Here is a 23,642-nt window from a genome sequence, read left to right on the forward strand (position 1 = left end):
TCGTGTCCCCGGAGCCGCGGGCTCCCGGCATCCCGAGGTCCCAGCGTCCCGGTTTCCCGGATCAGCGCGTGATCTTCACCGTGTACGCCCCGGACTGGGTCCGGTCCGCCACCTCGATCGTGATCCGCTCCCCCGGCACCGTGAACGTCTCCCCGACCTCCAGCGGCGCGTCCGCGAGCGGCGGGTACACCGAGCGGTCCCAGCAGGCCTCAGTCTTCGGATGCGCGTCCACGACCTCGATCGGCCCACCGCCGGAGGCCGCCTCGTTGCGGACCCGGTAGACGAGGACGCCCTCCGTGCACGTGTCCCCGTCGTTGCCGGCGGAGCCCCGCGCCTCGACGGCGATCGCGCTGCCGGAACCCGTACGGATCACCGCGAGCCGGGTTCCGCCCGTGCCGCCCCGGGGCGGGGTCGCGGACAGGGGCTGGAGCGTGTGCAGGGAGGAGCCCGACGGCACGCAGTCGACCTGGGAGGCGTCCAGCCAGCCCAGCTTCCACTTCTGCCAGGCGAAGAGGTCCGGGGACATGCCGAACTGGCTGCCCATGACGTCCCAGTCGCCCACGTACGTGTCCCAGTCGCCCTTGCCGTCCGACGGCCGGTGGTAGAGGTCGGGCAGGTCGAAGACGTGCCCGGTCTCGTGGGCGAGGACGTTGCGGTCCGGCGGGTGCTTCTCGAACACCGTGACGATGCGGCGCAGCTCCGTACCGTCCGCGACGAGCGGGCGGTCGAAGTTGACCACCTTCGTGGCGTCCGAGTCGACGCCGGGGGCCTCCGGGTCGGCGACGAAGTAGACGACGTCGTACTGGGAGAAGTCCACCTCGGGGTCGGCGGCGGCGACGGCGTCGCGCAGGTACGCCGCGCGGTCGGCCGGGGCCCAGTCGCGCTGTATCCCGTACGCGGTGGACGGCTTCGGCATCCTGATCCACTGCTTCTGCGGGTGCGGGACCAGGCGGAAGCGGCCGTAGGAGGCCCGCTCGAAGAACTCGCTGGTGGCCGGGAAGTAGTCGCCGGTGAGCTGTTCGGTCGTCAGCTTGGTGCGGTGGTCCGGGAAGGAGAGGAAGACCATGACCGCGTTGAGCGTGCGCACCGGCTTGGGGTAGGCGGCGTTCCAGGTGTCCAGGCCCAGGGAGTGGTGGGCCGCGGTACGGGTCAGCGCGCAGGGTCCGGCTCCGGGGGCGGCGACCGCGGGACCCGCGACGAGCGACATGGCGGCGAGCGCCGTCAGGGAAGTGAGCGCCGCCGCCGTGGTTCGCAAGTGGGAGCGGTCCACTCCCCCGGGTGTCTGCTGTCGCGGCACATCGACCTCCGGTGGTGGATTCATACCTCTTCATCCACCTTGGGGCGATTGTCTTACTAATGCCCTGTTCCGCTGCCCCACACGAGTGAGCACTAGGGCAAGCCGGTGACCCCGGGGCTTTACGCGCCCGCCTACAGAACGTCACGACCGGTCAGGTGAGGTCACTGGCGGGCGTCGCATGCTCACAGGTGTGCGGAAACGATCACGCTGCCCCGGGCCGACGATCCGTCATCCCACTGAACTCCCGCGCCCCACACGGCGACGCCGCTGGATAGGGCCGTACGGCAGCCTCTATGATCGGCACACTTTCCTGCACGGACACTCACACGCACTGCGGGAGCCAACGGTGAGCGGAACCTCAGAAGGAATCGGTTCGGCGGCCGACGGCATCCGACCGGCCATGACGCAGCGTCACACGCCGGCGGCGGAACCCGCCGAACGCCCGGCCGACTACCGGTCCGCCTTCGAGGCGGCCCACCTCGCCATGGCCCTCGTCGACCGCACCGGTCACGTCGTCGGCGCCAACGAGGCCTTCGCCGCGCTCCTCGGCGCCGAACCGGACGCCCTCACCGGGCGGGCCGCCGCCGACCTGGTGGACCTGGCCTCCGAGGCCCGGACCTGGCAGGCGTACCAGGAGGTCCTGCGCGGACGCCAGGCCCGGCTGCGCTGCACCCGCCGGATCAAGCACCCCGACGGGCACTCGCTGTGGACCGAGGTCACCATCGGGCCCGTCCCCGGGAGCGACCGCAACGACGTACTGCTGTCCGTAGCCGACATCAGCGACCGGCGCGACCTCCAGGCCCGGCTGCGCCACCTCCAGATGCACGATCCGGTCACCCGGCTGCCCAACCGGGCGCTGTTCTTCGAGCGGCTCTCCGCCGCCCTGGAGGCGTCCTCGTACGAGCACGGCGGCACCGGCCGGATCGGGCTGTGCTACCTGGACCTCGACGGGTTCAAGGCCGTCAACGACACCCTCGGCCACCGGGTGGGCGACCGGCTGCTGGCCGCCGTCGCCAAGCGGCTGACCCAATGCGCCGACCAGTCCGGCTACGGGCGCACCGGCGGCCACCTGGTGGCGCGGCTCGGCGGCGACGAGTTCGCCCTGCTGGTCGAGGACTCCACCGGCACCGAGCAGCTCGCCGACCTGGCGCGGAACGTACTGGCCGCCGTACAGGAGCCGTTCGACCTGGCCGGGCAGCGACTGTCGGTCTCCGCCTCGATCGGGGTGGTGGAACGGGCAGCCGAGGGGACCTCGGCGACCGGGCTGATGCAGGCCGCGGACACCACGCTGTACTGGGCCAAGGCGGACGGCAAGGCCCGCTGGACCCTCTTCGACCCGGAGCGCAACGCGCACCGGATGACCCGCCAGGCCCTGTCCTCCACCCTGCGGCCGGCCGTGGAGCGCGGAGAGTTCGTGCTGGAGTACCAGCCGCTGGTGGACCTGGAGAGCGGGGTGGTGCGCGGGGTGGAGGCCCTGGTGCGCTGGAACCATCCGCAGTTCGGCACACTGACGCCGAATCGGTTCATCGGGATCGCCGAAGAGGACGGCTCCATCGTCCAGTTGGGGAGCTGGGTGCTGCGCACGGCTTGCCGCCAGGCGCGCCGCTGGCAGATCGAGCAGCCCAGCGACTCCCCCGTCTTCGTGTCCGTCAACGTCGCGGTGCGCCAGGTCTGGGACTCCGACCTGGTCGGCGACGTCGCGGATATCCTCGCCGAGACCGGACTGGCCCCGCAGCTGCTCCAGCTGGAGCTGACCGAGTCCGCCGTGATGGGTTCGGCGGGCCGTCCGCTCCAGGCCCTGCAGGCGCTCAGCGACATGGGGGTGCGGATCGCCATCGACGACTTCGGCACCGGGTACTCCAACCTCGCCTACCTCAGCCGGCTGCCGGTCTCGGTGCTGAAACTGGACGGCTCCTTCGTACGGGGCTTCCGCTACGAGGAGGGCACCCACCCCAACCCGGCCGACGAGACCATCGTCGAGGCCATGGTCCAGCTCGCGCACCGGCTGGGCCTGACGGTGACGGCGGAGTGCGTGGAGACGGCCGGCCAGGCGGCCCGGCTGCGCCGCGTCGGCTGCGACACCGGCCAGGGCTGGCTGTACTCCCGGGCGGTGGCCCCGGAGCTGATCGCCGAGATGATCGCCGCCCGGCCGGGGGCCGGCAGCACTGCCTGAGCGGGGTCCGGCAAGGACACGGGCGGCACGGCCGCCCCCGCCACGCATCGGAAGGAGCCCGGCCCGGAAGGCTGCCGGTTCCCGGCAGTGCGCCCGGGGACGCCCCCTGGGACGATGCTCTCGTCGGCGCGGGACAGCCGGCCGCCCTTCGATCGCAGGGGGCTTCGGTACCCCGGAGGAGTTGCGGCACTTCCTGACGGCCGGCCGCTAGCGGTACCGCGATGCCGGCGCACCTCCGCCCCGCACCGGGAGATCCGGGTGCGGGGCGGGGTGTCGCTCGGCGCGGGGTGGGGGGAATCAGCAGGCGCCGAGGTCCTTCCAGACACCCCATTCACCGGTGGTGCCGGGCACCTCGTTCTGCGTCCACCACTGGGCCTTGTACTTGCGGCCGTTGTAGGAGACCTCGCTGCCGCCGGTGTAGACGGTTCCCGCGACGTAGGCCGGAGCGGTGCAGCCCGTGCTGGGCGGCGTCGTCGGAGGCGTGGTCGGCGGAGTGGTCGGGGGCGTCGTGGGCGGGGTGGTCGGCGGGGTGGTCGGCGGCTGGGTGGTGCCGCCGAGGGAGTCCGAGATCTGGTTGAGCAGCGTGGCGTTGTTGTCCAGGCCGAGGAGGGAGTACATCATCGCGCCGGCCAGACCGCGCTGCTTGCCGTAGTCGACCCGGGCCTGGATGGACTTCTGGTTCAGGCCGGTGAAGAACTCGCCGTCCTTGAAGAAGTACGAGGCCTTGGCCTGGTCGTCCCAGAAGGTGGTCGCCGGGTTGTCGACGATGCCGCCGAGCTCCTTGTAGAGCGCGATGCCGGCCTGCTGGCTGGTCGGACGCGCCGCGGAGGCCAAGGTGGCGGGCTGGGCGAGGCCGTTGGTGGTGCCGGGCTGCACGCCCTTCCAGCCGCGGTAGTAGAACTCGTAGCCCAGGGTCAGCTTGTTGGCGGGGAAGCCGCCGGTGATCCCGTAGGCCGCGTTGCCGTCGATCCAGGAGTCGATGGCGTTCTTGATGCTGTACTTCTGGGTGCCCGGGGCGATCGCGTCGGTCGGGTCGGACGCCGAGTTCAGCAGCGGGGACTGGTGGTACGTCGGACCGTCCGCGTCCCAGGCGCCGTGCATGTCGTACGTCATGATGTTCGCGTAGTCGAGGTACGCGCCGATCTTGTCCGTCTCGACGTTCTTGATCTTGTCCTGGCCGGCCGGCAGGGCCGAGGTCAGCATGTAGTGCTTGCCGCCGTTGGCCGCGCCGTAGGCGTCGAGCTGCGTGCGGAACTCCTTGAGCAGGAGCGTGAAGTTCTGCTTGTCCTCGGGGGCGTAGTGGTTGCCGAGGTGGCCGCCTGCCGAGCCCGGGTACTCCCAGTCGATGTCGATGCCGTCGAAGATGCCGGCCGCGCTGCCCACACCGCCGTAGCCGCCCTCGACGGGCAGGTTGCCCTTGATGTACTGGTCGATGCAGGAGGAGACGAGCTTCTTGCGGGAAGCGTCGGTCTTGGCCGCGTCGCTGAAGTACTTCGAGTAGGACCAGCCGCCGACCGAGATGTTGATCTTCAGGTTCGGGTACTTGGCCTTGAGCTGCTTGAACTGGTTGAAGACGCCTACGATCGGCTGGTCCCACTTGTCCGCGACGCCGCTGACGCTGTCGGCCGCGCTGAAGGACTTCTGGTAGTCCGCGTACGAGTCGCCCGCCCCGTCACCCGCGCTGGCGTTGTTGTCGTCGCCCGCTGCCTTGTTCGCCTCGAAACAGGTGAGGTCGGTGGGGTGGATGTTGCCGAACGAGTAGTTGATGACGTCCAGTTTGCTCGCTATGCCACGGGTATCGAGGTGCTTGGGATAAAAGGCGTTCCCGTACACGCTCCACTGGTCGTAGTAAGCGATCTTGACGTTGCCGGCCGTCGCGGTGGTCGAGGATTCGGCGGCCGCGGCCGTACCGAGCCCCGCGAAGGTGGCCAGCGCTCCGGCTGCCAGCGCTGCCGTGGCGGCGGCCGCGATGAGGGGTTTACGGATGTGCATGAACTGCCTCCGGGGGGTGGGAGGGGAGAGCGAGAACATCAGGTGGGAGAAGTGATAGCGATCACGCGCCGTCCGCGTCAATGGTTTGGACCAAAGAAGGACTAGACCACTCGCGGGGCAAACCCCCTAGTCAGAGGCGTGACTGCATACCAAGAACTGCCCGCCACCCCGGGTGACGAGCAGTTTAAGGACCTCTTATGCCATCCGCGCGCAAGGTTTCGGCAACAAACCAGCCAAACCCCGTTCGTCTGCGGTCAGAGCCGTGCGGGGTCCTCCCCCGGCATCCCGTACGCATCTGCGATGAGACCGTACGAGCGCAACCGCGCCTCCCCGGAATGGGCGTTCGAGGTCAGCATCAGCTCGTCGGCGCCGGTCAGCTTGGCCAGCGCGTCGAGCCCGTCGCGCACCTCGTCGGGGGTGCCGTGGACCACGCTCGAGAGCCGTTCGTCCACGATCTCCCGCTCCATCGGCGAGTACGCGTACGCCGCCGCCTCCTCGGGCGTCGGGACCGGCCCCAGGTTCCCGGTGCGCAGCCGCAGCCCCCACAGCGCGCCCGCCAGCACCTGGGCGCGGGCCTCCTCCGCGGTGCCGGCGGCGAGCGCTCCGACCGCGACCATGGCGTACGGGGCGTCCAGGACGGCCGAGGGCCGGAAGGAGCGCCGGTAGAGCTCCAGCGCGGGAAGGGTGCCGGGCGCGGAGAAGTGGTGCGCGTAGGCGAAGGGCAGTCCGAGCCGCCCCGAGAGGCTCGCGCTGAACCCGGAGGAGCCCAGCAGCCACACCGGCGGCCGCCCGGCGGCGCCCTGCGCCGGGCCGGGCACCGCGCGCACGCGGGCGTACGGGTGCCCGTCGGGGAAGTCGTCGTCCAGGAAGCGGATCAGCTCCGCGAGCTGCCGGGGGAACTCGTCCACCGACTCGTCGCGGCGCCCCGGTCCGCGCAGCGCGGCGGCGGTCTGCCCGTCGGTCCCGGGCGCCCGGCCCAGGCCCAGGTCGATCCGGCCCGGGGCGAGGGCCTCCAGGGTGCCGAACTGCTCGGCGATCGCCAGCGGGGCGTGGTTGGGCAGCATGATCCCGCCCGAGCCGAGCCTGATCCGGGAGGTGTGGGCGGCGAGGTGCGCCAGGATCACGGCCGGGGAGGAGCTCGCCACACCGGGGTGGGAGTGGTGCTCGGCGACCCAGTGCCGGTGGTAGCCGCGGGACTCGGCGAGCCTGGCTATCTCCACACTGGTGCGCAGGGCTCCGTGGGCCGTGCCGCCGGCGCCGACGAAGGCGAGGTCCAGTACCGAGAGCGGCGCGGGGGCCGACCCGAGGGCGGCTCCTCTGATCTCGCCGGCGCCCGCACCGCCAGTGGTCCCCGTGCCTTCGGCCGTGTCACTCATCGTGCTCCCCGCTCCGCTCGGTCGTCCTTACGCAGGGGGCAACCCCGGCCCGCCGGTCGGGCATTCCCGGCACACCGGGGCAGGCTCATGACCTTGGCATATGCCATGGGAGTAGATCCAGGCAGAGGGATGTGATCGAGCCATCAATCTCCTCAACAGGCGCTCCACATGGGCCTCTTGATGGCTATCGTGATAGGGCAAGCGGTAACAACCTGCTAGGGGGAAACCGTGGCGCTGAAGCCCGAGCCGACCGCGCCGTTCCACTCGGTGCAGTACGCCCTGCGCGTACTAGAAACGGTCGCCCGCCATACCGGCGGCGTGACCGACGTACAGATCGCGCGTGAGACCGGCCTGCCCGCGGTCCATCTCGCCCCGATGCTCCTCATGCTGCGCCGCGAGGGGTACGTGCTGCAGGTGTCCGACGGCGCCTACGCCATAGGGGACTCCCTCGTCCTCCTGGGCTCCGGGGTCGACCGCCAGCAGGCCCTGCAGAACAAGCTGCAGGACACCCTGGACCGGTTGCGGGACTCGGTCGGCGCGGCGGTCTACATCAGCCGGTACGTGGACGGCGAGGTCCGGATCACCCAGTTCGCGGACAGCCCGCGCACCCCCAAGGTGCACGAGTGGGTCGACTTCCGCTCGGCCGCGCACGCCAGCGCGGTCGGCAAGTGCCTGCTGACCCAGCTCGACCAGAACGGGCGCCGCGACCACCTGTCCCGGCACAAGATCGCGCGGCTGACGTCGAAGACGATCGTGAACGAGCGGATCCTGTTCTCGAAGCTGGACAGCCAGCCCGCCACGGTGCCCATGCTCGACCTGCAGGAATACGCCGTCGGCACGGTCTGCGCGGCCGTCCCGATCACCGCCGGCGCCTCGGTGGGCTGCCTGGCCCTGTCGATGCCGGTCGAGCACGCCCACCGGCTGCGGGCCGCGGCCGACGCGCTGAACCGGAAGGCCGCGCCACTGCTGCTGTCGCTCACCTTGTGAGCGGCCGGGGCCCCGGAAGGGGCCCGCAGTGGCCCGCAGTGGCCCGGAAAACACTTCGGGCGGTTCCCGGTGAACCGGAAACCGCCCGAAGGACAGGTGCGCCGCCAGGGACTCGAACCCCGGACCCGCTGATTAAGAGTCAGCTGCTCTAACCAACTGAGCTAGCGGCGCCTGCTGACAGAGAAAATACTACCTGGTCATCCGGGGTGCTCAAAACCGCATTCAGCGGCCCAGCAGATCGGCCCGCCCCTGGGCCTCGTAGGAGGCCGTGAGGGCGGCCAGGGCCGCCCGGTCCAGCAGCCGGTACGAGGCCTCGCCCGGCGGGCGCCACCAGACCGGGTCGGGGCCCGAGGAGGCTCCCGGCAGCGGCTCGGGGAGAAAGGCCGCGCGGCGCAGGGACACCCGGTGGACCTTGTTCGTCGCCGTGACGGGCATGGCCCGGACGATCCGGACGTAGCGCGGGGCCATCTTCGTACCGAGGTCCGGCTGCGTGGCGAGGAAGGCCTCGAAGCCCTGCGGGGAGAAGACGGCACCCTCGCGCAGGGCGAGGGCCGCCATGACCTGGTCGCCCGCCACCTCGTCCGGCACGGCGTACACCGCGACGGCGGCCGCCCTGGACCAGCGGGCCAGGATGTTCTCGATCACGGCCGCCGCCAGGTTCTCGCTGTCGACGCGCAGCCGGTCGTCGGTGCGGCCCGCGAAGTACAGGAACCCCTCGGCGTCGCGGAAGAAGAGGTCCCCGGTCCAGTACCAGCCCTCGCGGGTGCGCGCGGCTTCCGCCTCGGGGTTGCGCCAGTAGCCCTCGAAGAGGCTGCGGCCCTTGTTGACCAGCTCGCCGATGGCCTCCGCGCCGTTGAGGAGGCGGCCCTGCGGGTCGAGGACGGCCGGCGGGCACTCCCGGCCGGTCTCCGGGTCGATGACGGCCAGATCGTCGCCCGCGCCCGCGCGGCCCAGGGCCCCCGGCGGGGTCTCGGGGGTGCGCTGGATCGAGGCGCCGCCCTCGGTGGCCCCGTAGCCCTCGACCAGGCGGACCCCGAACCGTTCCGCGAAGCGCGCCGCGTCGACGGCGCCCGCCTCGGTGCCGAAGCCGAGGCGCAGCGCGTGGGCGCGGTCGTCGGGGCCGGGCGGGGTGGCGAGGAGGTACTGGACGGCCCGGCCGACGTAGGTGAAGTAGGTCGCCCCGTAGCCCCGTACGTCGTCCAGGAACGCGGAGGCCGAAAAGCGTCGGCGCAGGGCCACCGCGGCGCCGGCCGCGAGGGCCGGGAGCCAGTCGGCGATGACGGCGTTGCCGTGGAAGAGGGGCATGCAGATGTAGTGGACGTCGTCCGGGGTCACCGAGAAGTGCCGGGCGAGGGAATCGCCCGCGGCGGCGAGGCGGCCCTGCGTGCAGATGGCGGCCTTGGGGGCGCCGGTGGAGCCGGAGGTGAAGTACAGGAGCAGCCGGGAGGACGGTCCGGGGCCGTCCCCGAGCGTGGCGTCGCCGGGCTTGGCGCCCGCGTACGGGGCGAGCAGGGCCTCGTACTCCGGCGTGTCCGTGACCAGGAGGCGTACGCCGGGCAGGTCGAGTCCGCGCAGGAGCGGCAGGTGGGCCCGCTCGGTGACCAGGATCCGGCAGTCGGTGTGCAGGATGTCGCGGGCCAGCTCGGGGCCGCGCCGGGTGGGGTTGATCCCGGCCACGGCGGCCCCCGCGAGGGCCGCCGCGCCGAGCCAGAACGGGAACTCGGGGGTGTTGTCGAGCAGCACCCCGATGTGCGGCTCCGCCCCCGGCGGCAGCAGGTCGACGAGGAGCGCGGCGCGCGCCGCGGCTTCCAGGGCGGTCCGGTGGTGACTGAGGACGCCTTCGGCGTACTTCAGACCGGGCCGGTGATCGCCCCATTGGCTCGCGATGAGCTCCGCGACGGTTTCGGGTGTCCTCGTTGGCCGCATGCCGCCGGAGGATAGCTGACGTCCCGTCAGAAATGAACGCCGGAGCAGCGGTCCGGACCTGTCCGGCGGCTCGCCGGGACGGTCCGGGCGTCAGAACTGGACGTCGGAGCAGGAGTAGAACGCGTTCGTCGTGTCGTTGACCGTCCACACGGCGAGGATCAGGTGCCGGCCGCTCTTGCCGCTCGGCATCCTGCCCTGGTGGACGGTGGTCATGTCGGGGCGGGCGCCGTTGTAGGCGACGGTCAGGAAGGGCTGCGGGTCGAGGTCGGCGCGGGTGAGGGGCTTCTTCGGGTCCCAGCCGTTCTTGGTGACGTAGTACCGGAAGTCGGTGGTGGAGTGGTTCGCGGTGAACTGCCAGCGGAAGCTGTAGCTCTGCCCGCTGGTCACCGGGGTGGCCGGCCAGGCGCCGCCGCGCGGGTCGTCGAGCTGGGCGAACTCGGAGTGGTTGGCCGAACATATGTGGCCGTCGGCGGGACCGGCCGCGGGGAAGCCCTTGAGGCCTTCGACGCTCTGGGGCTCCCACTGGATGGGGCCGCAGTCGGCGACGGTCTTGTTGGCGCAGAGCTTCTGGCGGCTGATGGGGGTGTCGGTGTAGCCGTGGCTGCTCGCGGTGGGGGCCGTGACCAGCGCGAGGGCCGCGGCGACGCCGAGGCCCGCGACGGCGGCCGCGGCCTGCTGGGCTCTGGGCATGCGGAAGGAACGCATGATGCTCCTTGAACGTGGGGGGAGGTTCGACGAGAGCGTGCGCACGCGTGGGGATGGGCCGCGCCGGCGCTGCCACCGGCACGGCCCGTTCTCGATTCTTTAGGTCTAGACCAAGTCCCACAGTATTGACGGGAGTTGGCCATGTCCAGACCAATGGAAGAACGGGTGGTCCGGGCCCTCCGGATCCACCCGTCCTCCAGCGCGGCCGGGGCGCGGCCGCCGCGTCCGTGTCCTCGCGTGGTCGCGCTACTCCGGGCGGCCCGTGTAGAAGGCCACCGTCAGGTCCTTCACCAGCGCCTTGCGCTCGTAGTCGTCGAGGTCCACGATCCCGCGCGAGGTCAGCTGGTGGACGGTGTCGTCGACCGCGTCGACCACCGAGGTCAGGATGGTGTCCCGGTGCTTGGCGTCGATCGCCGCGACCCGGCGCCGCCGCATCGCCTGCGCGACCTCGGGGGCGTACTCGATCCGGGTCGGCTGGGCCGAGAACACCTCCACGCCCACCGCCTCGGTCTCGGCAGCCAGCATCCGGGTCAGCGCATCGCCCACGGCCTCGGCGTCGCGCAGGGTCGGGGCGTCCTCGTGGAAGGCGTCGGCCGGGAGCTGGGACAGGACGCGGGCCATGGCCGATTCGACCTGCTCGGTGAGGTATTCCACGTGATCGGCGACGGCCAGGGTCGCGCGGGCGGGGTCCTTGACCTGCCAGACGACCTGGACGACCACCTGGAGGGCGAGGCCGCCGGAGTCGACGGCGGACATCGGGTCACTGCGCCAGTGCCGGAGCCGGACGTCGACCCGGCGGCGCAGCAGCAGGGGGCTGATCCAGGTCAGGCCGGAGCGTCGGACGGTGCCCCGGTAGCGGCCGAAGAGGGTCAGCACCCAGGCGTGCCCGGCCCGGCCGCGGCCGAGACCGCCGAGGGCGAGGAGGGCGACGATCCCGAGGAAGGCGAGCGGGGGCCAGAACCGGGCCTGGAGCCCGCGGTAGGGGCGCGGCTCCGCGCCGAACGCCACGGCGAGGGCGTCGGGGACGGCCCCGGCCCGCCAGAGCACGACCGCGCAGCCGGCGAGCGCGAGCCCGCCGACGGCCACGCCGATCCAGCCGGGCAGCACGGGTCCGCGGTGCTCGCGCAGCCGGTCGTCACCACGGGGCACGCGGCGGCCGGGCGCCGGGCGCGCGGGGGGCTTCGGCTTCTCCTCGGCCGGGGCGTGCGAGTGGGGGTGAGAGTGGGAATCGGCCCGGGCTTCGCTGCGGGCCGGGGGCCGGGCCGCGCCCCGGAACGGGAGGTGGACCGGCACCTCGCTCACCGCCACCCCGCGCACCGCTGCGACCGGCGGCAGATCCTGCGTGTCGTCCTCCATCCGCGCCACGGCCCGCGCGACCACCTCCACGACCCCCGGCCCGGGGACGGGCACGGACCCGGAGGGGTCCGGCACTTCGGCTTCGGCCTCCGCTGCGGAGGCCTCGCCGGACTGCTCGGCAGGGGTGGTGTGCGCGGGCTCCGGTTCCGCCGGATCCCCGGCTTCGCCGTAGATATAGATGTAGGTGTCGTCATAGATGTCGTCGTAGATGTCGTCGTACGCATCGGATCCGCCCGCGTCGCCCGGGGCGGGGGTACGGGGCTCCGCGTGCGCGGCGGCCTCCCCGGCGGGCGCGGGCACCGACCAGGACAGCTCCCGCGCGGCGGGCTCCGCTTCCGCCGCGGGCGCTCCGATCAGCGGGCTGCCCTGGCGCGCGGCTTCGCCCTCCGCGAGGGAGTCAGCCGCCGCCGAGGGCTCGCCCCGGACCGGCGAATGGACCGGCCACACGTCGTCCTGCGGGTGCGAACGCCCGGCTTCGCCGCTCGGCGCCACCCGGTCCATCACGGCGCCGGCCGGGACCGCTTCCGCGCCGGCGGGCGCCGGCACCGACCGGGACGGCTCCCGCACGGCAGGGGCAGCCACCGGATCCGCTGCGACCGGGGCGCCGTGCCCGACCGCGCCGCCCTGCCGGTCGGCTTCGGCCAGGGCGGTGTGCCCGTACTCGCCCCGCGCGGGCATCCCGCCGCCCTCGCCGCCGGCCCGTCCGGCGGCGGCGGGCGCGGCTCCGCAATGGGAGGGCTCCCGTCCGACCGGATCGGCTTCCGGCGCGGGCGCCCCGATCAACGTCCCGCTCCTGCGGGCGGCTTCGCCCTCGGGCACGGAACCCGCCGCCGCCAGGGGCTCGCCCCGGACCGGCGAAGGGACCGGCCACGCCTCGTCCTGCGGGTGCGAGCGTCCGGCGTCGGCTTCGGCCTGGGCACGCGCGAACTCGGGGGCGGCCTCCGGCTGCGGATGCGGGAGGTGCGGCCCCGCCTCCGACTGGGGATGCGGGAGGCGTGCCGGCTGCGGGCCCGCTTCGGTCCGGGTCCGCGGCGCCGGGGCGTACGGCTCCTCGGCCCGCACCGGCGACGGGGCCGGGGCCGGGGCGGCCGCCGCCACGGGCAGCGGCTCATGCTCCGGCTCCAGCTCCGGCTCCGGTGTCCGGGCCGCCGCCCAGCCCATCTGCGCGGCCCAGCCACTCGTGGTGGCGGCCGAGGCGGCCGGCGCGGGCTCGGGTTCGGGTTCCGGGACCGGGGGGACGTGGAAGCTGCCCGTGGTCGATGTCGTGCGCGTGGGGTACATCGTTGCCTCCGTCATGCGAACAGCCGGCGCCAGGTTTCCGGGCCCGGATAGCCGTCGGCCTCGGCTCCGCGCCAGCCCTGGGCTCGCTGGAAGGCCTCGACGTTGCGGCGGTCGGCCTCGCCCCAGCGGGGGCCCGGCCCGGACAGGTAGTACTTGCCGAAGCCCTTTTTCACCAGCTTGCGGCCAAGGGCGGTGATGGACGGGTCGGACACCCCCGGGCGGAAGACCCAGGCACCCGGGAAGGCGGGCCTGCCCGACGAGCCATGTGCGCCGCCCGTCGTCGGCGCGATGTCCTTGCCCTGGTGCCGGGCGAGCAGGCGCCAGGTGTGCTCACCCGGGATGCCGTCGGCGTCCGCGCCCGTCCAGCCCTGGGCGCGCTGGAAGGCCTGGGTCGCCTGCCGGTCGGAGTCGGTCCACTGCGGGCCGATGCCCTGCGGGTAGAAGCGCGCGCCACCGCGTTCGGTCAGCATCCGGCCGAGCTGGGTGATGTAGGGGTTGTTGGCGCCGGGCCCGAACTTCGACGCTCCCGGGTAGGTCGCCGAGACCACCGGCGGGCCGCCCGGCGTCGGCGGATCGGGGACGACCACCCCGCCCGCCACCCCGTTGAACCGGTACGGGAGGTACTTCGTGTCGTTGCTCCAGTAGCCGTAGGGCGTGGCCTGGCGCCGCGTCGTGGGCCGCGTCTGCTCGTAGGCGGTGTAGTACGTCCGCGATTCGTCCACCCATCCGCCGAAGATCACGACGTGCGAGCCCTTGTTGGGGTCGGCGGGGTTGTGGAAGAGCAGCATGTCCCCCGGCAGCAGTTCGTCCTTCGTGATCCGGGTCGCGAACTTGTCGAGACTGCCGGTCCACTCGTTCGTACCGAGGTTCCACGCCATGGAGACGAAGCCGGAGCAGTCCTGCCGGTATCCGTCCGACCAGTACTCGGACATGCTGTACGGGACCTGCGCGTCCAGCCACAGCTTCGCCCGGTTGATGATCGTCGCCCGGTCGATGCGCTTGACCGCCGAGGGGGCTCCCGGCAGGCCGAGCGGTTTCGCCGGTTTGCCCTTCGGCCCGTGCAGCGGGGCCCAGCCGCCCTGCGGCGAGCCCGGGTCGTCCAATGACACGGTGCCGCCGGGGCTCGGGGTGGTCACCGCCAAGGCCGCTCCCGTGCCGCCGCCGAGGACCACCCCCGCGGCGGTGGCCAGGACCAGTGCGCGGCGTGCTCCGCGCGCGGCGGGGTGACCGCCGTCCCGCAGCGGTATGGCTCGGGCGCGGGCGAGCGTGCGCCTGCGCTGTGCGCAGCCCCGGCACGGGCAGTCGCCGGCGGGTTCGTACTCCTCGAAGGCGGGCACCGGCATCGCCGTGGCCGGCGCGAGCGCGGGTGGCGGCATCGGGGCCGATGCCCCCGTCATCGTCTCGGTCGCTGTGCGCTTCGGTTCGTACGCATGCGTCGGAGGCTGCATCGTCATGCGGTTCCGTCACTCCCCTGCTCGTCCTCTGGTCGGCCGGGACCGCCTCTGACGGGGCATCAGAATCGGCCTGGCCCAGACATATCGTGCACGACAAAACCCCCAAACATGGGTTAATCGGACAGTGTGGGCGCGGCCTGTCACGAGCACGGGTGCGGGTGGGGTAGAGTTTTCCCTGTCACCAAGCGCCGCTAGCTCAGTTGGTTAGAGCAGCTGACTCTTAATCAGCGGGTCCGGGGTTCGAGTCCCTGGCGGCGCACAGACGGAAGAAGACCCCGCAGCGAAAGCTGCGGGGTCTTCTTCGTTCTCGGCGTGTCGGAGCGGCCTACGCCTCCGCTCCCGAGCGGATTCCGGCGCCCGTCAGGTACGCCGACACCACCACGTTCGCCGTGTACTGCTTGGCCGCCTTGTCGTACGCGCCGCCGCAGGTCACCAGCCTCAGCTCGGCCCTGCCCTTGACCCGCGGGCCGTAGGCCTTGGCCGGGTCGAAGCCCTCGCGCTCGTGGACCTGCACGTCCTCGATGGTGAACTCGGCAACCGAGCCGTCGGACCGCACCACGCGGATCTTGTCGCCCGGCTTCGCCGAGCTCAGCCCGTAGAACACCGCCGGCTTCGACTGCGTGTCCACGTGTCCGACCATCAGCGCGGTCCCGGCCGTGCCGGGCTGGGCACCGCCGCGCCACCAGCCGACCGCGCCCGGGTTCTCGTACGGGGGCGGCTCGATCGCTCCCTGCGCGTCCAGGTCCCGGGTGATCACCGGGGCCTGGATGCCTATGGACGGTACGTCGACCCGTGCGGGCGGCGCCGGCCCCAGCGGGACGTGCGCCGCCGGCAGCCCCGGGGCCGCCGGTCCACCGGCCTGGCCGGGGAGCGGGCTCGGCACCCCGGTGATCTCGCGGCCCCACAGCCACAGGCCGAGGACCAGCACCGACCAGGCGGCGAAGGTCAGCAGCCGGGAGCCGCCGGAGCTCCTCGGCTCCCCGCTCACCCCGCGCTCACTGGCCGCTGCGACGGCGGCGCAGGCTCAGCGCCCGGCCGGCGACCGCCAGGGTGGCCACGGCGGCGAGCACCGCTCCGATCACCGTGTGCGGCAGGCCCGGGCCGTCGCCCGTGTGGCTCTTCTTGGCCGCCGCGGCCAGCTGGGCGGAGTCCGCGGCCTTGGCCTGCTCCGCCGCGCCCGCGTCCTTCTTCGCCTTCGCGGCGATCTCCTCGGACATGCCGCCGCCGCCCGCGTGGACCGGCCAGACCGGCGTGTGGTGTGGGTCGGGGTGGTGCTCGCGGCGGCGCTCGATCTCGATGGAGCCGAACTCCTTCTCGTCGCCGCGGCCCCCGCACTTGACCCGGATGGGGTGCCGCCCGGGGTCGGCCCAGGAGCGGATCATCGCGTCGCCCCACAGGGTGTGCCGGTCGTCGCGGCCGCTGGAGAGCCGGACTTCGGAGACGAAGACGGGTGACTGGGCGATGGCCCAGTCGTCGTCGCAGCCGCGGACGCGCAGCTTGACCTGCGCCCCCGGTTCGGCCGGATTCGGGTCGGCCGAGACGCTGCCGCGGTTCCACTCCTCCGCGAAGGCGATGGGCGCGGTCGCGGCGGAGAGGGCCGTCAGGGCGACGGCCAACCCGGCGACACGGAGAGCGATCAGATCACTGCGCATGGTGAACCTCCTCAATAAGGAGATTCACGCGCGACGCGCCGCTCCGCATCCGGAGCGGCGCTCTCTTGGCCCGTACGTGTCAGCCGTACGCCCTAATAGCTGGGCCGGTCGGGCGAGGCCGAAGGGGGCCGCGAGGGGTCGCGCGGGACTCAGACCAGGTCGACGAGGTCCGCGATCGACTTGACCGTCTTGGTCGGGCGGTACGGGTACTTCTCGGTGTCCTCGGCGGACGTCAGACCGGTGAGGACCAGGAAGGTCTGCATGCCCGCTTCCAGCCCGGCCAGGATGTCGGTGTCCATCCGGTCGCCGATCATCGCGCTGCTGTGCGAGTGCGCGCCGATGGCATTCAGACCCGTCCGCATCATCAGCGGGTTGGGCTTGCCGGCGAAGTACGGCTTCTTGCCGGTCGCCTTGGTGATCAGCGCGGCGACCGCGCCCGTGGCGGGCAGCGGGCCCTCGGTGGAGGGGCCGGTCTCGTCGGGGTTGGTGCAGATGAAGCGGGCACCCGCGTTGATCAGGCGGACCGCCTTGGTCATCGCCTCGAAGCTGTACGTACGGGTCTCGCCCAGGACCACGTAGTCCGGCTCGTGGTCGGTCAGCACGTAGCCGATGTCGTGCAGGGCGGTGGTCAGACCCGCCTCGCCGATGACGTACGCGGTGCCGCCCGGACGCTGGTCGTCGAGGAACTTCGCGGTGGCCAGCGCCGAGGTCCAGATGTTCTCGACGGGGACTTCCAGGCCCATCCGGCTGAGGCGGGCCTGGAGGTCGCGCGGGGTGTAGATGGAGTTGTTGGTCAGCACCAGGAAGGGCTTGCCGGACTCGCGCAGCCGGTTGATGAAGGCGTCGGCGCCGGGAATCGGAGTGCCCTCGTGGATGAGGACCCCGTCCATGTCGGTGAGCCAGGATTCGATCGGCTTGCGCTCTGCCACTGGACTGTTCTCCGCTCTCGGTGGCGTCTGACCACGGTGACCTCTGGTCTCTACCACCTTATCGGGGCCGGGCCGCGGACGCGTGGGGCGTCCACGGCCCGGACCACCGGGTGGAACGGACGGCTGCGAAGGTCCCGTCAGCCCAGACGGACGTTGTCGACGGTCCAGTACCAGTTGTTGCTGCCGCTGTAGCGGAAACGGACCTGGACGTCGGTGGCTCCGGCCGGGACCTGGAGCGCGATCGACTCGGACTTGGCGACCGCGTCGGCGGTGTAGCTCTTGACGACCGACGGGGTACCGCCGTTGTAGGAGACCAGGACCTGGGCGGTCTGGCCGGCCTCGTGGCGGTAGTGCGTCTGGAAGGTCAGGTTCTTCACCGAGCCGCCGGTCACAGGCCACTTGGGGGTGATCAGGGTGGAGTCGTAGGAGCCGGTGTGGCTCTTGTCGTCCCACTCGTCGGAGTCGGCGACGGCGAACACGTCACGGGAGCGGACGTTCAGCTCGCGCCACTGATCGCGCTGCGACTGGCTCCAGAACTCGTCGGTGGCGAAGGCCCATCCGGCCCACTCCGTGACACCGCCCGTGCCCATCTTGGAGTTGTCGATGGACCAGCCGGCCGGCGGGGTGTGCGTGAACCCCTTGGTCGCGGCCGGGATGCCTGTCTCGTCCACGCGCGCCTGGAGGCTCGGGCGCAGGGTGTCGAAGGGGTCGTCGTCCGGGGCATCGAGAGGAAGGCCGTCGATGGCGGAGCCGGGGTTGACCCCGACCTGGGCGAGTGCGGTCGCCGCGACGTCGACCAGCTTCACGTCGCCGCGCACCGAACCGGCGGGAATGCCCGCGCCCTTGGCGATGACGAAGGTGCCGCGCTCCTGGATGGTGGAGCCGCCGTGGCCGCCCGCGTCGGTGTGGCCGTGGTCGGTGGTGACCAGGATCTTCCAGTTCTCCTGCCCGTACGTCGGGCGCGCCTGGACGGCGGTGAGGAGCTGGCCGATCAGCTTGTCGACGCGGCCGATCGTGTTCAGGTACTCCTGGCTGGCGGCGCCGGACGCGTGGCCCGCGTGGTCGATCTCGCCGAAGTAGACGAACGCGGCGTCGGGGTTCTGGTCCCGCAGTTCGGCGGAAGCCGCGGCGGCGATCTTCGGGTCCTCGCTGCCGTAGCCGTCGCGGTCGCCCTTGAGGCTGAGCCGCTTGTCGACCTTGGCCGAGAAGATCGGGCCGTTCTGGTCGGTGGAGGTGATGGGCTCCCAGTCGGCGGCCGCGTACGTGTTGAGTTCCGGCTTCGCGTTCTCGATGCGGGTCAGGAAGTCGGGGTAGGCCGTGTAGTTCTTGCCCGTGAAGGAGTTGTCCTTCACCCCGTGCTTGTCGGGCCACACGCCGGTGGCGATGGTCGACCAGCCGGGGCCCGAGGAGGTGGCGGCCATCGGGTTCGCGTACAGGGTGCTGCGGGCGGTCAGGCCCTGGGCCATCAGGCCGTTCAGGTTGGGTGCGTCGGCGGCCTTGACGCGGTCCAGGACCGTTCCGTCGATGCCGATGACGAGGACCTTGTTGGTGACGGCGGCCTCAGCGGCGGCGGGTGCGGCGGTGGCCGCGGCGCCGAGGGTGGTGGCGAGCAGGGCCGTGGCGGTGGCAGCCACGGCGAGGGCGCGTCCGGACAGGACAGTGGGCACGTACTCCTCCGGGAGTAATCGTGGGAGAGGACTCAGGGGGACATGCGTGGGGCCCGGACCGAAGGTGCGGCCTTCGGTCCAGACCCGTTATGCAAGCGTCACTATTGCGGTCGTGGGTGACCGGGAGGCGACCAGGCGGCTGCCGGTCAGCTTCCGGTCGCCGACTTCCACGCGTCGACGTAACCGGTGAGGTTCTTGTCGATGTCGGTCCAGTCCGGCTCGAAGATCTCGACACCGGTCAGGATCTTGGTGAGTTCGACCGCGTTGGCGTCGGTGGGCTTTACGTCGGTGCGGGCCGGGAAGCCGCCGCCCACCGAGCTGACCAGCTTCTGGGCGTCCTCGCTCAGCATGTAGTCGAGGAGCTTCTTGCCGTTCTCGGTGTGCGGGGCCTTGTCGAGCAGGCCGGCCGCGTACGGCAGGGCGAAGGTGGTGGGCTTGCCGCCGGCCTTGGCGGGGAACCAGATGCCCAGGTTCGGCATGGACTTGGACTGCGCGAAGTTCATCTGGACGTCGCCGTTGGCGACGAGCAGCTCGCCCTTGTCGGTCTTGGGCGCGAGCTTGCTGGTGGAGGAGGACGGGCCGACGTTGTTGGCCTGGAGCTTCTTCAGGTACTCGTTCGCCGGCTCCTTGCCGCCGAAGTCGTGCATCGCCTTGATGAGCACGGCGGTGCCGTCGCCCGCGACGCCGGGGGTGGAGTACTGGAGCTTGCCCTTGTACTTGGGGTCCAGCAGCTCTTCCCAGGTCTTGGGGGCCTCGGCGAGCTCCTTCTTGTTGTAGACGAAGCCGAAGTAGCTGTTGACGACCGAGGTCCACTTGCCGTCGGCGGCCTTGTCACCACCGTTGATCTTGTCGGAGCCCTGCGGCTTGTAGGCCTGGAGCAGGCCCTTGCCGTCGGCCTGCTGGATGAAGGGGGGCAGGGTGATCAGCAGGTCGGCCTGCGTGTTGGTCTTCTCGCGGACGGCGCGCTGCACCATCTCGCCCGAGCCGCCCTCCACGTACTTGACCTCGATGCCGGTCTTCTTCGTGAACTCGGCGAAGACCTTGTCGTACCAGCCGTCGCCCTTCTCGCTCTTGAGGCCGTCCGCGCTGTAGACGGTGACGATCTTCTCGCCGCCGTCCTTGGAGTCGGCGGCGGAGGAGCCGCCGCAGGCGGTGAGGCCGGCGGCGAGGGCGAGGCTGCCGGTGACGGCGGCGGTGATGCGGACGCGGTACATCGGGCGGGGCTTATTGCTGGGCATGGAACTTCCTCACGGGGAAAGGGAGTCAGCGGGGATTCAGCAGGTTGTGCGGCGGTGGTGCCGAGTGGTGCTCAGCGGTACGTGGCCTTGGTGCGGACACGCGAGACGGCCAGGAGGACCAGCAGGGTGGCGGCCATCAGGACCACGGCGACGGCGGAGCCGCTGAAGAGCGAACCGCGGTCGGTGGCGGTGAAGATCCGGACCGGGAGGGGCATCCAGTCCGGCGGGTAGAGCATCATCGTGGCGCTCAGCTCGCCCATGGACAGGGCGAAGCAGAGTCCGGCCGCCGCGGTGAGCGACGGCAGCAGGAGGGGGAGCTTGACCCGCCACAGCACGTACGCGGGGCGGGCTCCCAGGGAGGCGGCCGCCTGTTCGTACGCGGGATCCAGACGCACGATGGCAGCCGAAACCGACTGGTAGGCGAACGCCGTGACAAGAATCGTGTGCGCCAGGATCACGATCGAGCTGGTGCCGTTGAGCAGCAGCGGGGGCTTGCTGAAGGCGACGAGCACGGCGAGGCCGACGACCACGGACGGTACGGCGACGGGCAGCATGAACAGCGCGTCCAGGGACCGCTTCCCGCGCCGTCGCAGCCCCGCGGCGGCGAGCGCCGCCCAGGTTCCGACGGTGAGCGCGAGCAGGCTCGCGGTCAGGGCGGTGACCAGCGAGGTGGTCAGGGCCTGGAGGGATTCGCCCTGGACGGCGGCGGCGTAGTTCCCGGTGGTCGGGCCTGAGGGGAAGGCCCCGGACCAGTGGGTCGAGAAGGAGGCGGCCACCACCACGAGCAGCGGCAGCGCGAAGAGCGGCAGGAAGAGGAGGCCGAAGAGGCTCCAGGCGGCCCAGCGGCCGCCCCGGCTATGCACCAGCACGCTTGCTCACCACCCGGTAGAGGCCGAACAGGCCGACGGAGATCGCGATGTTGACGACGGCCACGACGCAGGCGGCCGAGTAGTCGGATTCGAGGATCGCCTTGCCGTAGATGAGCATCGGGAGCGTGGTGACGTCCTTGGCTCCGGTGAACAGGACGATCCCGAACTCGTTGAGGCACATGACCAGGACGAGGCTGCCGCCGGCGGCGAGCGCCGGGAGGGACTCGGGCAGGATCACCCGCCGGACGATGCGGGCGGGCTTCGCGCCGAGCGAGGAGGCCACCTCCAGCTGGGCGGTGTCCAGTTGGGAGAAGGCGGCGAGCAGCGGGCGCATCACGAAGGGGGTGAAGTAGGTGATCTCCGCGAGGAGGACCCCCCACGGGGTGGCCAGGAAGTGGAAGGGCCCGTCCGCGACTCCGAGGACGTCGGTCCACAGCCCGTTGGCCATGCCCACCGTGCCGTAGACGAAGAGGAGGGCGAGGGTGATGAGGAAGGAGGGGAAGGAGAGGAAGACGTCGATGAACTTGGCCACGGCGCGCGCCCCGGGGAAGGGGACGAAGGCGATGACCAGCGCCAGCGCGAAGCCGAGGACCAGGCAGCCGACGGTGGCGCCGACGGCCAGCCACACCGTGGTGCCGAGGGCTTCGCGGAAGGAGTGCGAGGCGAAGACGGAGGCGTAGGCGTCGAAGGCCCCGCCGCCGTTCTCGGGGCTGAGCGACTGCTGGACGACCAGCGCGAGCGGGTAGAGGAAGACGGCGGCGAGCACGGCCACGGGAGGCACGGCCCACAGCCAGCCGGGCACGGTACGGGGCGTTCGTGCGGCCTGCGCCGCGAAGCCGCCGGGGGCTTCGGACGCGGGGGCGGGCTCGCCCTGGGCAGGGCTTCGTACCGGCTGGTGGGGGATGGCGGCGGGCTCGGGGTCCCGCGTCGGATCCGGGGGGCGGTGGGCTGTTGCCGGACGGTCAGCCATCGGAGACCCCCGCGGACAGCAGGACGGCGTCCCGTGGTTCGAAGTGCAGGGTGACGTGGTCGCCCAGGGCCGGGGTCTCGCGGAGTTCGGGCAGGTCCGCCTTGACGCGGTGGCCCTCGATGTCGACGTAGAGGCGGTGCGTGGAGCCGCGCCACTGGACCTCGGTGATCGTGCCGGACAGGGCGTTGGGTCCGGCGCCGAGGCCGAGCAGGTGCGGGCGTACGCACAGGGTCGCGCTCGCGCCCACGGCCGCGCGGCCGGGGTCGAGGGCGAGCGGGTGCCCGGCGAACAGCGCCCCGCCGTCGGCCACGGTGACCGGCAGCAGGTTGGCGTTGCCGACGAAGGAGGCGGTGAACTCGGTGCGCGGGGCCCGGTACAGCTCCTGCGGGGTGCCGCAGTCCTGGAGCCGGGCCCGGTCCATGACGGCGATCCGGTCGGCCAGGGTGAGGGCTTCGACCTGGTCGTGGGTGACGTAGAGAATCGATACTTCGGGCAGTTCGCGGTGGAGCCGGGCCAGTTCGGCGAGCATCCCCGAGCGCAGCTGCGCGTCGAGCGCGGACAGCGGCTCGTCGAGGAGGAGCACCCCGGGGCGGATGGCGAGCGCGCGGGCGATGGCCACGCGCTGCTGCTGGCCTCCGGAGAGCTCGCGCGGGTAGCGCCCGGCGTAGGCCGCCATCCCGGTCATCTCCAGGGCCTCGGCGACCCGGCCGGGGATCTCGGCCTTGGGCGCCTTCTGCGCCCGCAGGCCGAAGGCGACGTTGTCGGCGACCCGCATGTGCGGGAAGAGCGCGTACTGCTGGACGACCATGCCGATGCCGCGCTTGTGGGGCGGCAGCGCGGTGACGTCGCGGCCTCCGATGAGCACCCGGCCCGAGGCGGGCCGCACGAAACCGGCGACCGCGCGCAGCGCCGTGGTCTTGCCCGAGCCGGAGGGGCCGAGCAGGGCCATGACCTCGCCGGGCTCGACGGTCAGGTCGAGCCGGTCCAGGACCGTGTTGCCCCCGTAGGCGACCGAGACCGCGTCGAAGCGGATGCCGCTCACGCGCCGGACTCCTCGGCGGCGTGCTCCAGGACCGCGGGGAGTTCGGCGATGGAGCCGAGGACGTGGGTCGCGCCGTGCCCGGTCAGGGCCGCGCTGTCGTGGGCGCCGGTGAGGACGCCGGCCACGATCCCGGCGCCGGAGCGGACGCCGCTGAGCATGTCGTACGCGGTGTCGCCCGCGACCACGACCTGGCGCACGCCGTCCACGGCGCCCGTGCGCAGGAAGGCGGCCAGCACCATGTCCGGGTAGGGCCGGCCACGGCCGCCCGCGTCGGCGGGGCACAGGGTGAGGTCGGCGAGGCCCTGCCAGCCGAGGGCGTCGAGGATGGCGTCCTGGGTGACGCGGGCGAACCCGGTGGTCAGGACGACGGTGCGGCCCTGCGCGCGGAGCTCCTCGATGGCCTCGCGGGCTCCGGGGATCGGGGCGATGAGGCCGCCGTCCACGAGTTCCCCGTAGGCCTCCTCGAAGGCCGAGTTGGCGCGCTGGGCGAGCTCTTCGCTGCCGAAGAGGTGGCGGAAGACGGAGATCTTCGACTCGCCCATGGTGTCGCGCACGTACTGGAGCTTCACGAGGTGGTCGGCGCTGCCGGGCTCGACTCCGAGGCGCTCGGCGGCGCGCTCGAAGGCGCGCTCCACGAGGCCGCCGTCGGCGACGGTGGTGCCGGCCATGTCGAGGACGACGAGCCGGTGGGTCCGGGCGTCCGTGTGGGGGGTGTTGTCGGTCATGGT

18 protein-coding genes and 2 tRNA genes are annotated in these 23,642 nt (G+C 72.0%); 3 read left to right on the forward strand and 17 right to left on the reverse strand.

The features are described from left to right. Nucleotides 1-61: 61 nt before the first annotated feature. Nucleotides 62-1,321: a M6 family metalloprotease domain-containing protein gene (locus AC3IYJ_RS14430; RefSeq protein ID WP_489401695.1), complete on the reverse strand. Its 1,260-nt coding sequence runs from the start codon at nucleotides 1,319-1,321 to the stop codon at nucleotides 62-64. Between the two features lie 376 nt (nucleotides 1,322-1,697). On the opposite strand from AC3IYJ_RS14430, the gene AC3IYJ_RS14435 reads away from it, so the two are divergent. Continuing rightward, on the forward strand, nucleotides 1,698-3,470 hold the full coding sequence (locus tag AC3IYJ_RS14435) for a putative bifunctional diguanylate cyclase/phosphodiesterase (RefSeq protein WP_489401696.1): 1,773 nt from the start codon (nucleotides 1,698-1,700) through the stop codon (nucleotides 3,468-3,470). A 297-nt stretch (nucleotides 3,471-3,767) separates the two neighbouring features. Here the strand turns inward: AC3IYJ_RS14435 and AC3IYJ_RS14440 are convergent, their stop codons facing one another. Continuing rightward, nucleotides 3,768-5,462: a glycosyl hydrolase family 18 protein gene (locus tag AC3IYJ_RS14440; RefSeq protein ID WP_489401697.1), complete on the reverse strand. Its 1,695-nt coding sequence runs from the start codon at nucleotides 5,460-5,462 to the stop codon at nucleotides 3,768-3,770. Nucleotides 5,463-5,716: 254 nt separating this feature from the next. Then, nucleotides 5,717-6,838 carry an LLM class flavin-dependent oxidoreductase gene (locus tag AC3IYJ_RS14445; protein WP_489401698.1) on the reverse strand — a complete coding sequence of 374 codons (1,122 nt, stop codon included), beginning with the start codon at nucleotides 6,836-6,838 and terminating at the stop codon, nucleotides 5,717-5,719. A gap of 228 nt (nucleotides 6,839-7,066) precedes the next feature. On the opposite strand from AC3IYJ_RS14445, the gene AC3IYJ_RS14450 reads away from it, so the two are divergent. After that, nucleotides 7,067-7,825 (forward strand): IclR family transcriptional regulator, encoded by a 759-nt coding sequence (locus AC3IYJ_RS14450; RefSeq protein ID WP_489401699.1) that lies wholly within the window; start codon nucleotides 7,067-7,069, stop codon nucleotides 7,823-7,825. Between the two features lie 97 nt (nucleotides 7,826-7,922). Here AC3IYJ_RS14450 and AC3IYJ_RS14455 read toward each other — a convergent pair. The 5 genes from AC3IYJ_RS14455 to AC3IYJ_RS14475 form a co-directional block, all read right to left on the reverse strand. Further along, nucleotides 7,923-7,996 (reverse strand) — tRNA-Lys (locus AC3IYJ_RS14455). A gap of 51 nt (nucleotides 7,997-8,047) precedes the next feature. Continuing rightward, nucleotides 8,048-9,751: an AMP-binding protein gene (locus AC3IYJ_RS14460; protein WP_489401700.1), complete on the reverse strand. Its 1,704-nt coding sequence runs from the start codon at nucleotides 9,749-9,751 to the stop codon at nucleotides 8,048-8,050. Between the two features lie 90 nt (nucleotides 9,752-9,841). Further along, nucleotides 9,842-10,456 carry a lytic polysaccharide monooxygenase auxiliary activity family 9 protein gene (locus AC3IYJ_RS14465; RefSeq protein ID WP_489401701.1) on the reverse strand — a complete coding sequence of 205 codons (615 nt, stop codon included), beginning with the start codon at nucleotides 10,454-10,456 and terminating at the stop codon, nucleotides 9,842-9,844. 246 nt (nucleotides 10,457-10,702) lie between these two features. Continuing rightward, on the reverse strand, nucleotides 10,703-13,093 hold the full coding sequence (locus AC3IYJ_RS14470; protein WP_489401702.1) for an SPFH domain-containing protein: 2,391 nt from the start codon (nucleotides 13,091-13,093) through the stop codon (nucleotides 10,703-10,705). Nucleotides 13,094-13,104: 11 nt separating this feature from the next. Further along, nucleotides 13,105-14,436: a peptidoglycan-binding protein gene (locus tag AC3IYJ_RS14475; RefSeq protein ID WP_489402811.1), complete on the reverse strand. Its 1,332-nt coding sequence runs from the start codon at nucleotides 14,434-14,436 to the stop codon at nucleotides 13,105-13,107. 296 nt (nucleotides 14,437-14,732) lie between these two features. Between AC3IYJ_RS14475 and AC3IYJ_RS14480 the strand changes: the two genes are divergently transcribed. Further along, nucleotides 14,733-14,806: transfer RNA gene (locus AC3IYJ_RS14480), tRNA-Lys, on the forward strand. A 66-nt stretch (nucleotides 14,807-14,872) separates the two neighbouring features. Here AC3IYJ_RS14480 and AC3IYJ_RS14485 read toward each other — a convergent pair. The 9 genes from AC3IYJ_RS14485 to AC3IYJ_RS14525 all read right to left on the reverse strand — a co-directional run bounded on the left by AC3IYJ_RS14485 (nucleotide 14,873) and on the right by AC3IYJ_RS14525 (nucleotide 23,639). Next, nucleotides 14,873-15,535, reverse strand: a complete 663-nt coding sequence (locus AC3IYJ_RS14485) for a class F sortase (RefSeq protein ID WP_489401703.1) — start codon at nucleotides 15,533-15,535, stop codon at nucleotides 14,873-14,875. A gap of 7 nt (nucleotides 15,536-15,542) precedes the next feature. Continuing rightward, the gene (locus tag AC3IYJ_RS14490) at nucleotides 15,543-16,199 is read right to left on the reverse strand and encodes a hypothetical protein (RefSeq protein WP_489401704.1); all 657 of its coding nucleotides are present in this window, start codon (nucleotides 16,197-16,199) and stop codon (nucleotides 15,543-15,545) included. Between the two features lie 149 nt (nucleotides 16,200-16,348). After that, nucleotides 16,349-17,128, reverse strand: a complete 780-nt coding sequence (locus AC3IYJ_RS14495; RefSeq protein ID WP_489401705.1) for an HAD-IIA family hydrolase — start codon at nucleotides 17,126-17,128, stop codon at nucleotides 16,349-16,351. Nucleotides 17,129-17,265: 137 nt separating this feature from the next. Further along, complete coding sequence (locus AC3IYJ_RS14500; protein ID WP_489401706.1) at nucleotides 17,266-18,795, reverse strand: alkaline phosphatase family protein; 1,530 nt, start codon at nucleotides 18,793-18,795, stop codon at nucleotides 17,266-17,268. A 146-nt stretch (nucleotides 18,796-18,941) separates the two neighbouring features. Next, entirely contained in the window at nucleotides 18,942-20,009 is a 1,068-nt protein-coding gene (locus tag AC3IYJ_RS14505) for a 2-aminoethylphosphonate ABC transporter substrate-binding protein (protein WP_489402812.1), read from the reverse strand. Nucleotides 20,010-20,104: 95 nt separating this feature from the next. Then, complete coding sequence (locus AC3IYJ_RS14510) at nucleotides 20,105-20,902, reverse strand: ABC transporter permease (protein ID WP_489401707.1); 798 nt, start codon at nucleotides 20,900-20,902, stop codon at nucleotides 20,105-20,107. Further along, nucleotides 20,889-21,872 carry a 2-aminoethylphosphonate ABC transporter permease subunit gene (locus AC3IYJ_RS14515; protein WP_489401708.1) on the reverse strand — a complete coding sequence of 328 codons (984 nt, stop codon included), beginning with the start codon at nucleotides 21,870-21,872 and terminating at the stop codon, nucleotides 20,889-20,891. The genes AC3IYJ_RS14510 and AC3IYJ_RS14515 overlap by 14 nt, the downstream gene beginning before the upstream one ends. Next, a complete protein-coding gene (locus AC3IYJ_RS14520) occupies nucleotides 21,865-22,914 on the reverse strand; it encodes an ABC transporter ATP-binding protein (RefSeq protein ID WP_489401709.1) in 1,050 nt (349 codons plus the stop codon). The genes AC3IYJ_RS14515 and AC3IYJ_RS14520 overlap by 8 nt, the downstream gene beginning before the upstream one ends. Continuing rightward, nucleotides 22,911-23,639 carry a phosphonatase-like hydrolase gene (locus AC3IYJ_RS14525; protein ID WP_489401710.1) on the reverse strand — a complete coding sequence of 243 codons (729 nt, stop codon included), beginning with the start codon at nucleotides 23,637-23,639 and terminating at the stop codon, nucleotides 22,911-22,913. The genes AC3IYJ_RS14520 and AC3IYJ_RS14525 overlap by 4 nt, the downstream gene beginning before the upstream one ends. Nucleotides 23,640-23,642: the final 3 nt, after the last annotated feature.

The organism is Streptomyces sp. GL_140, from assembly GCF_057834465.1.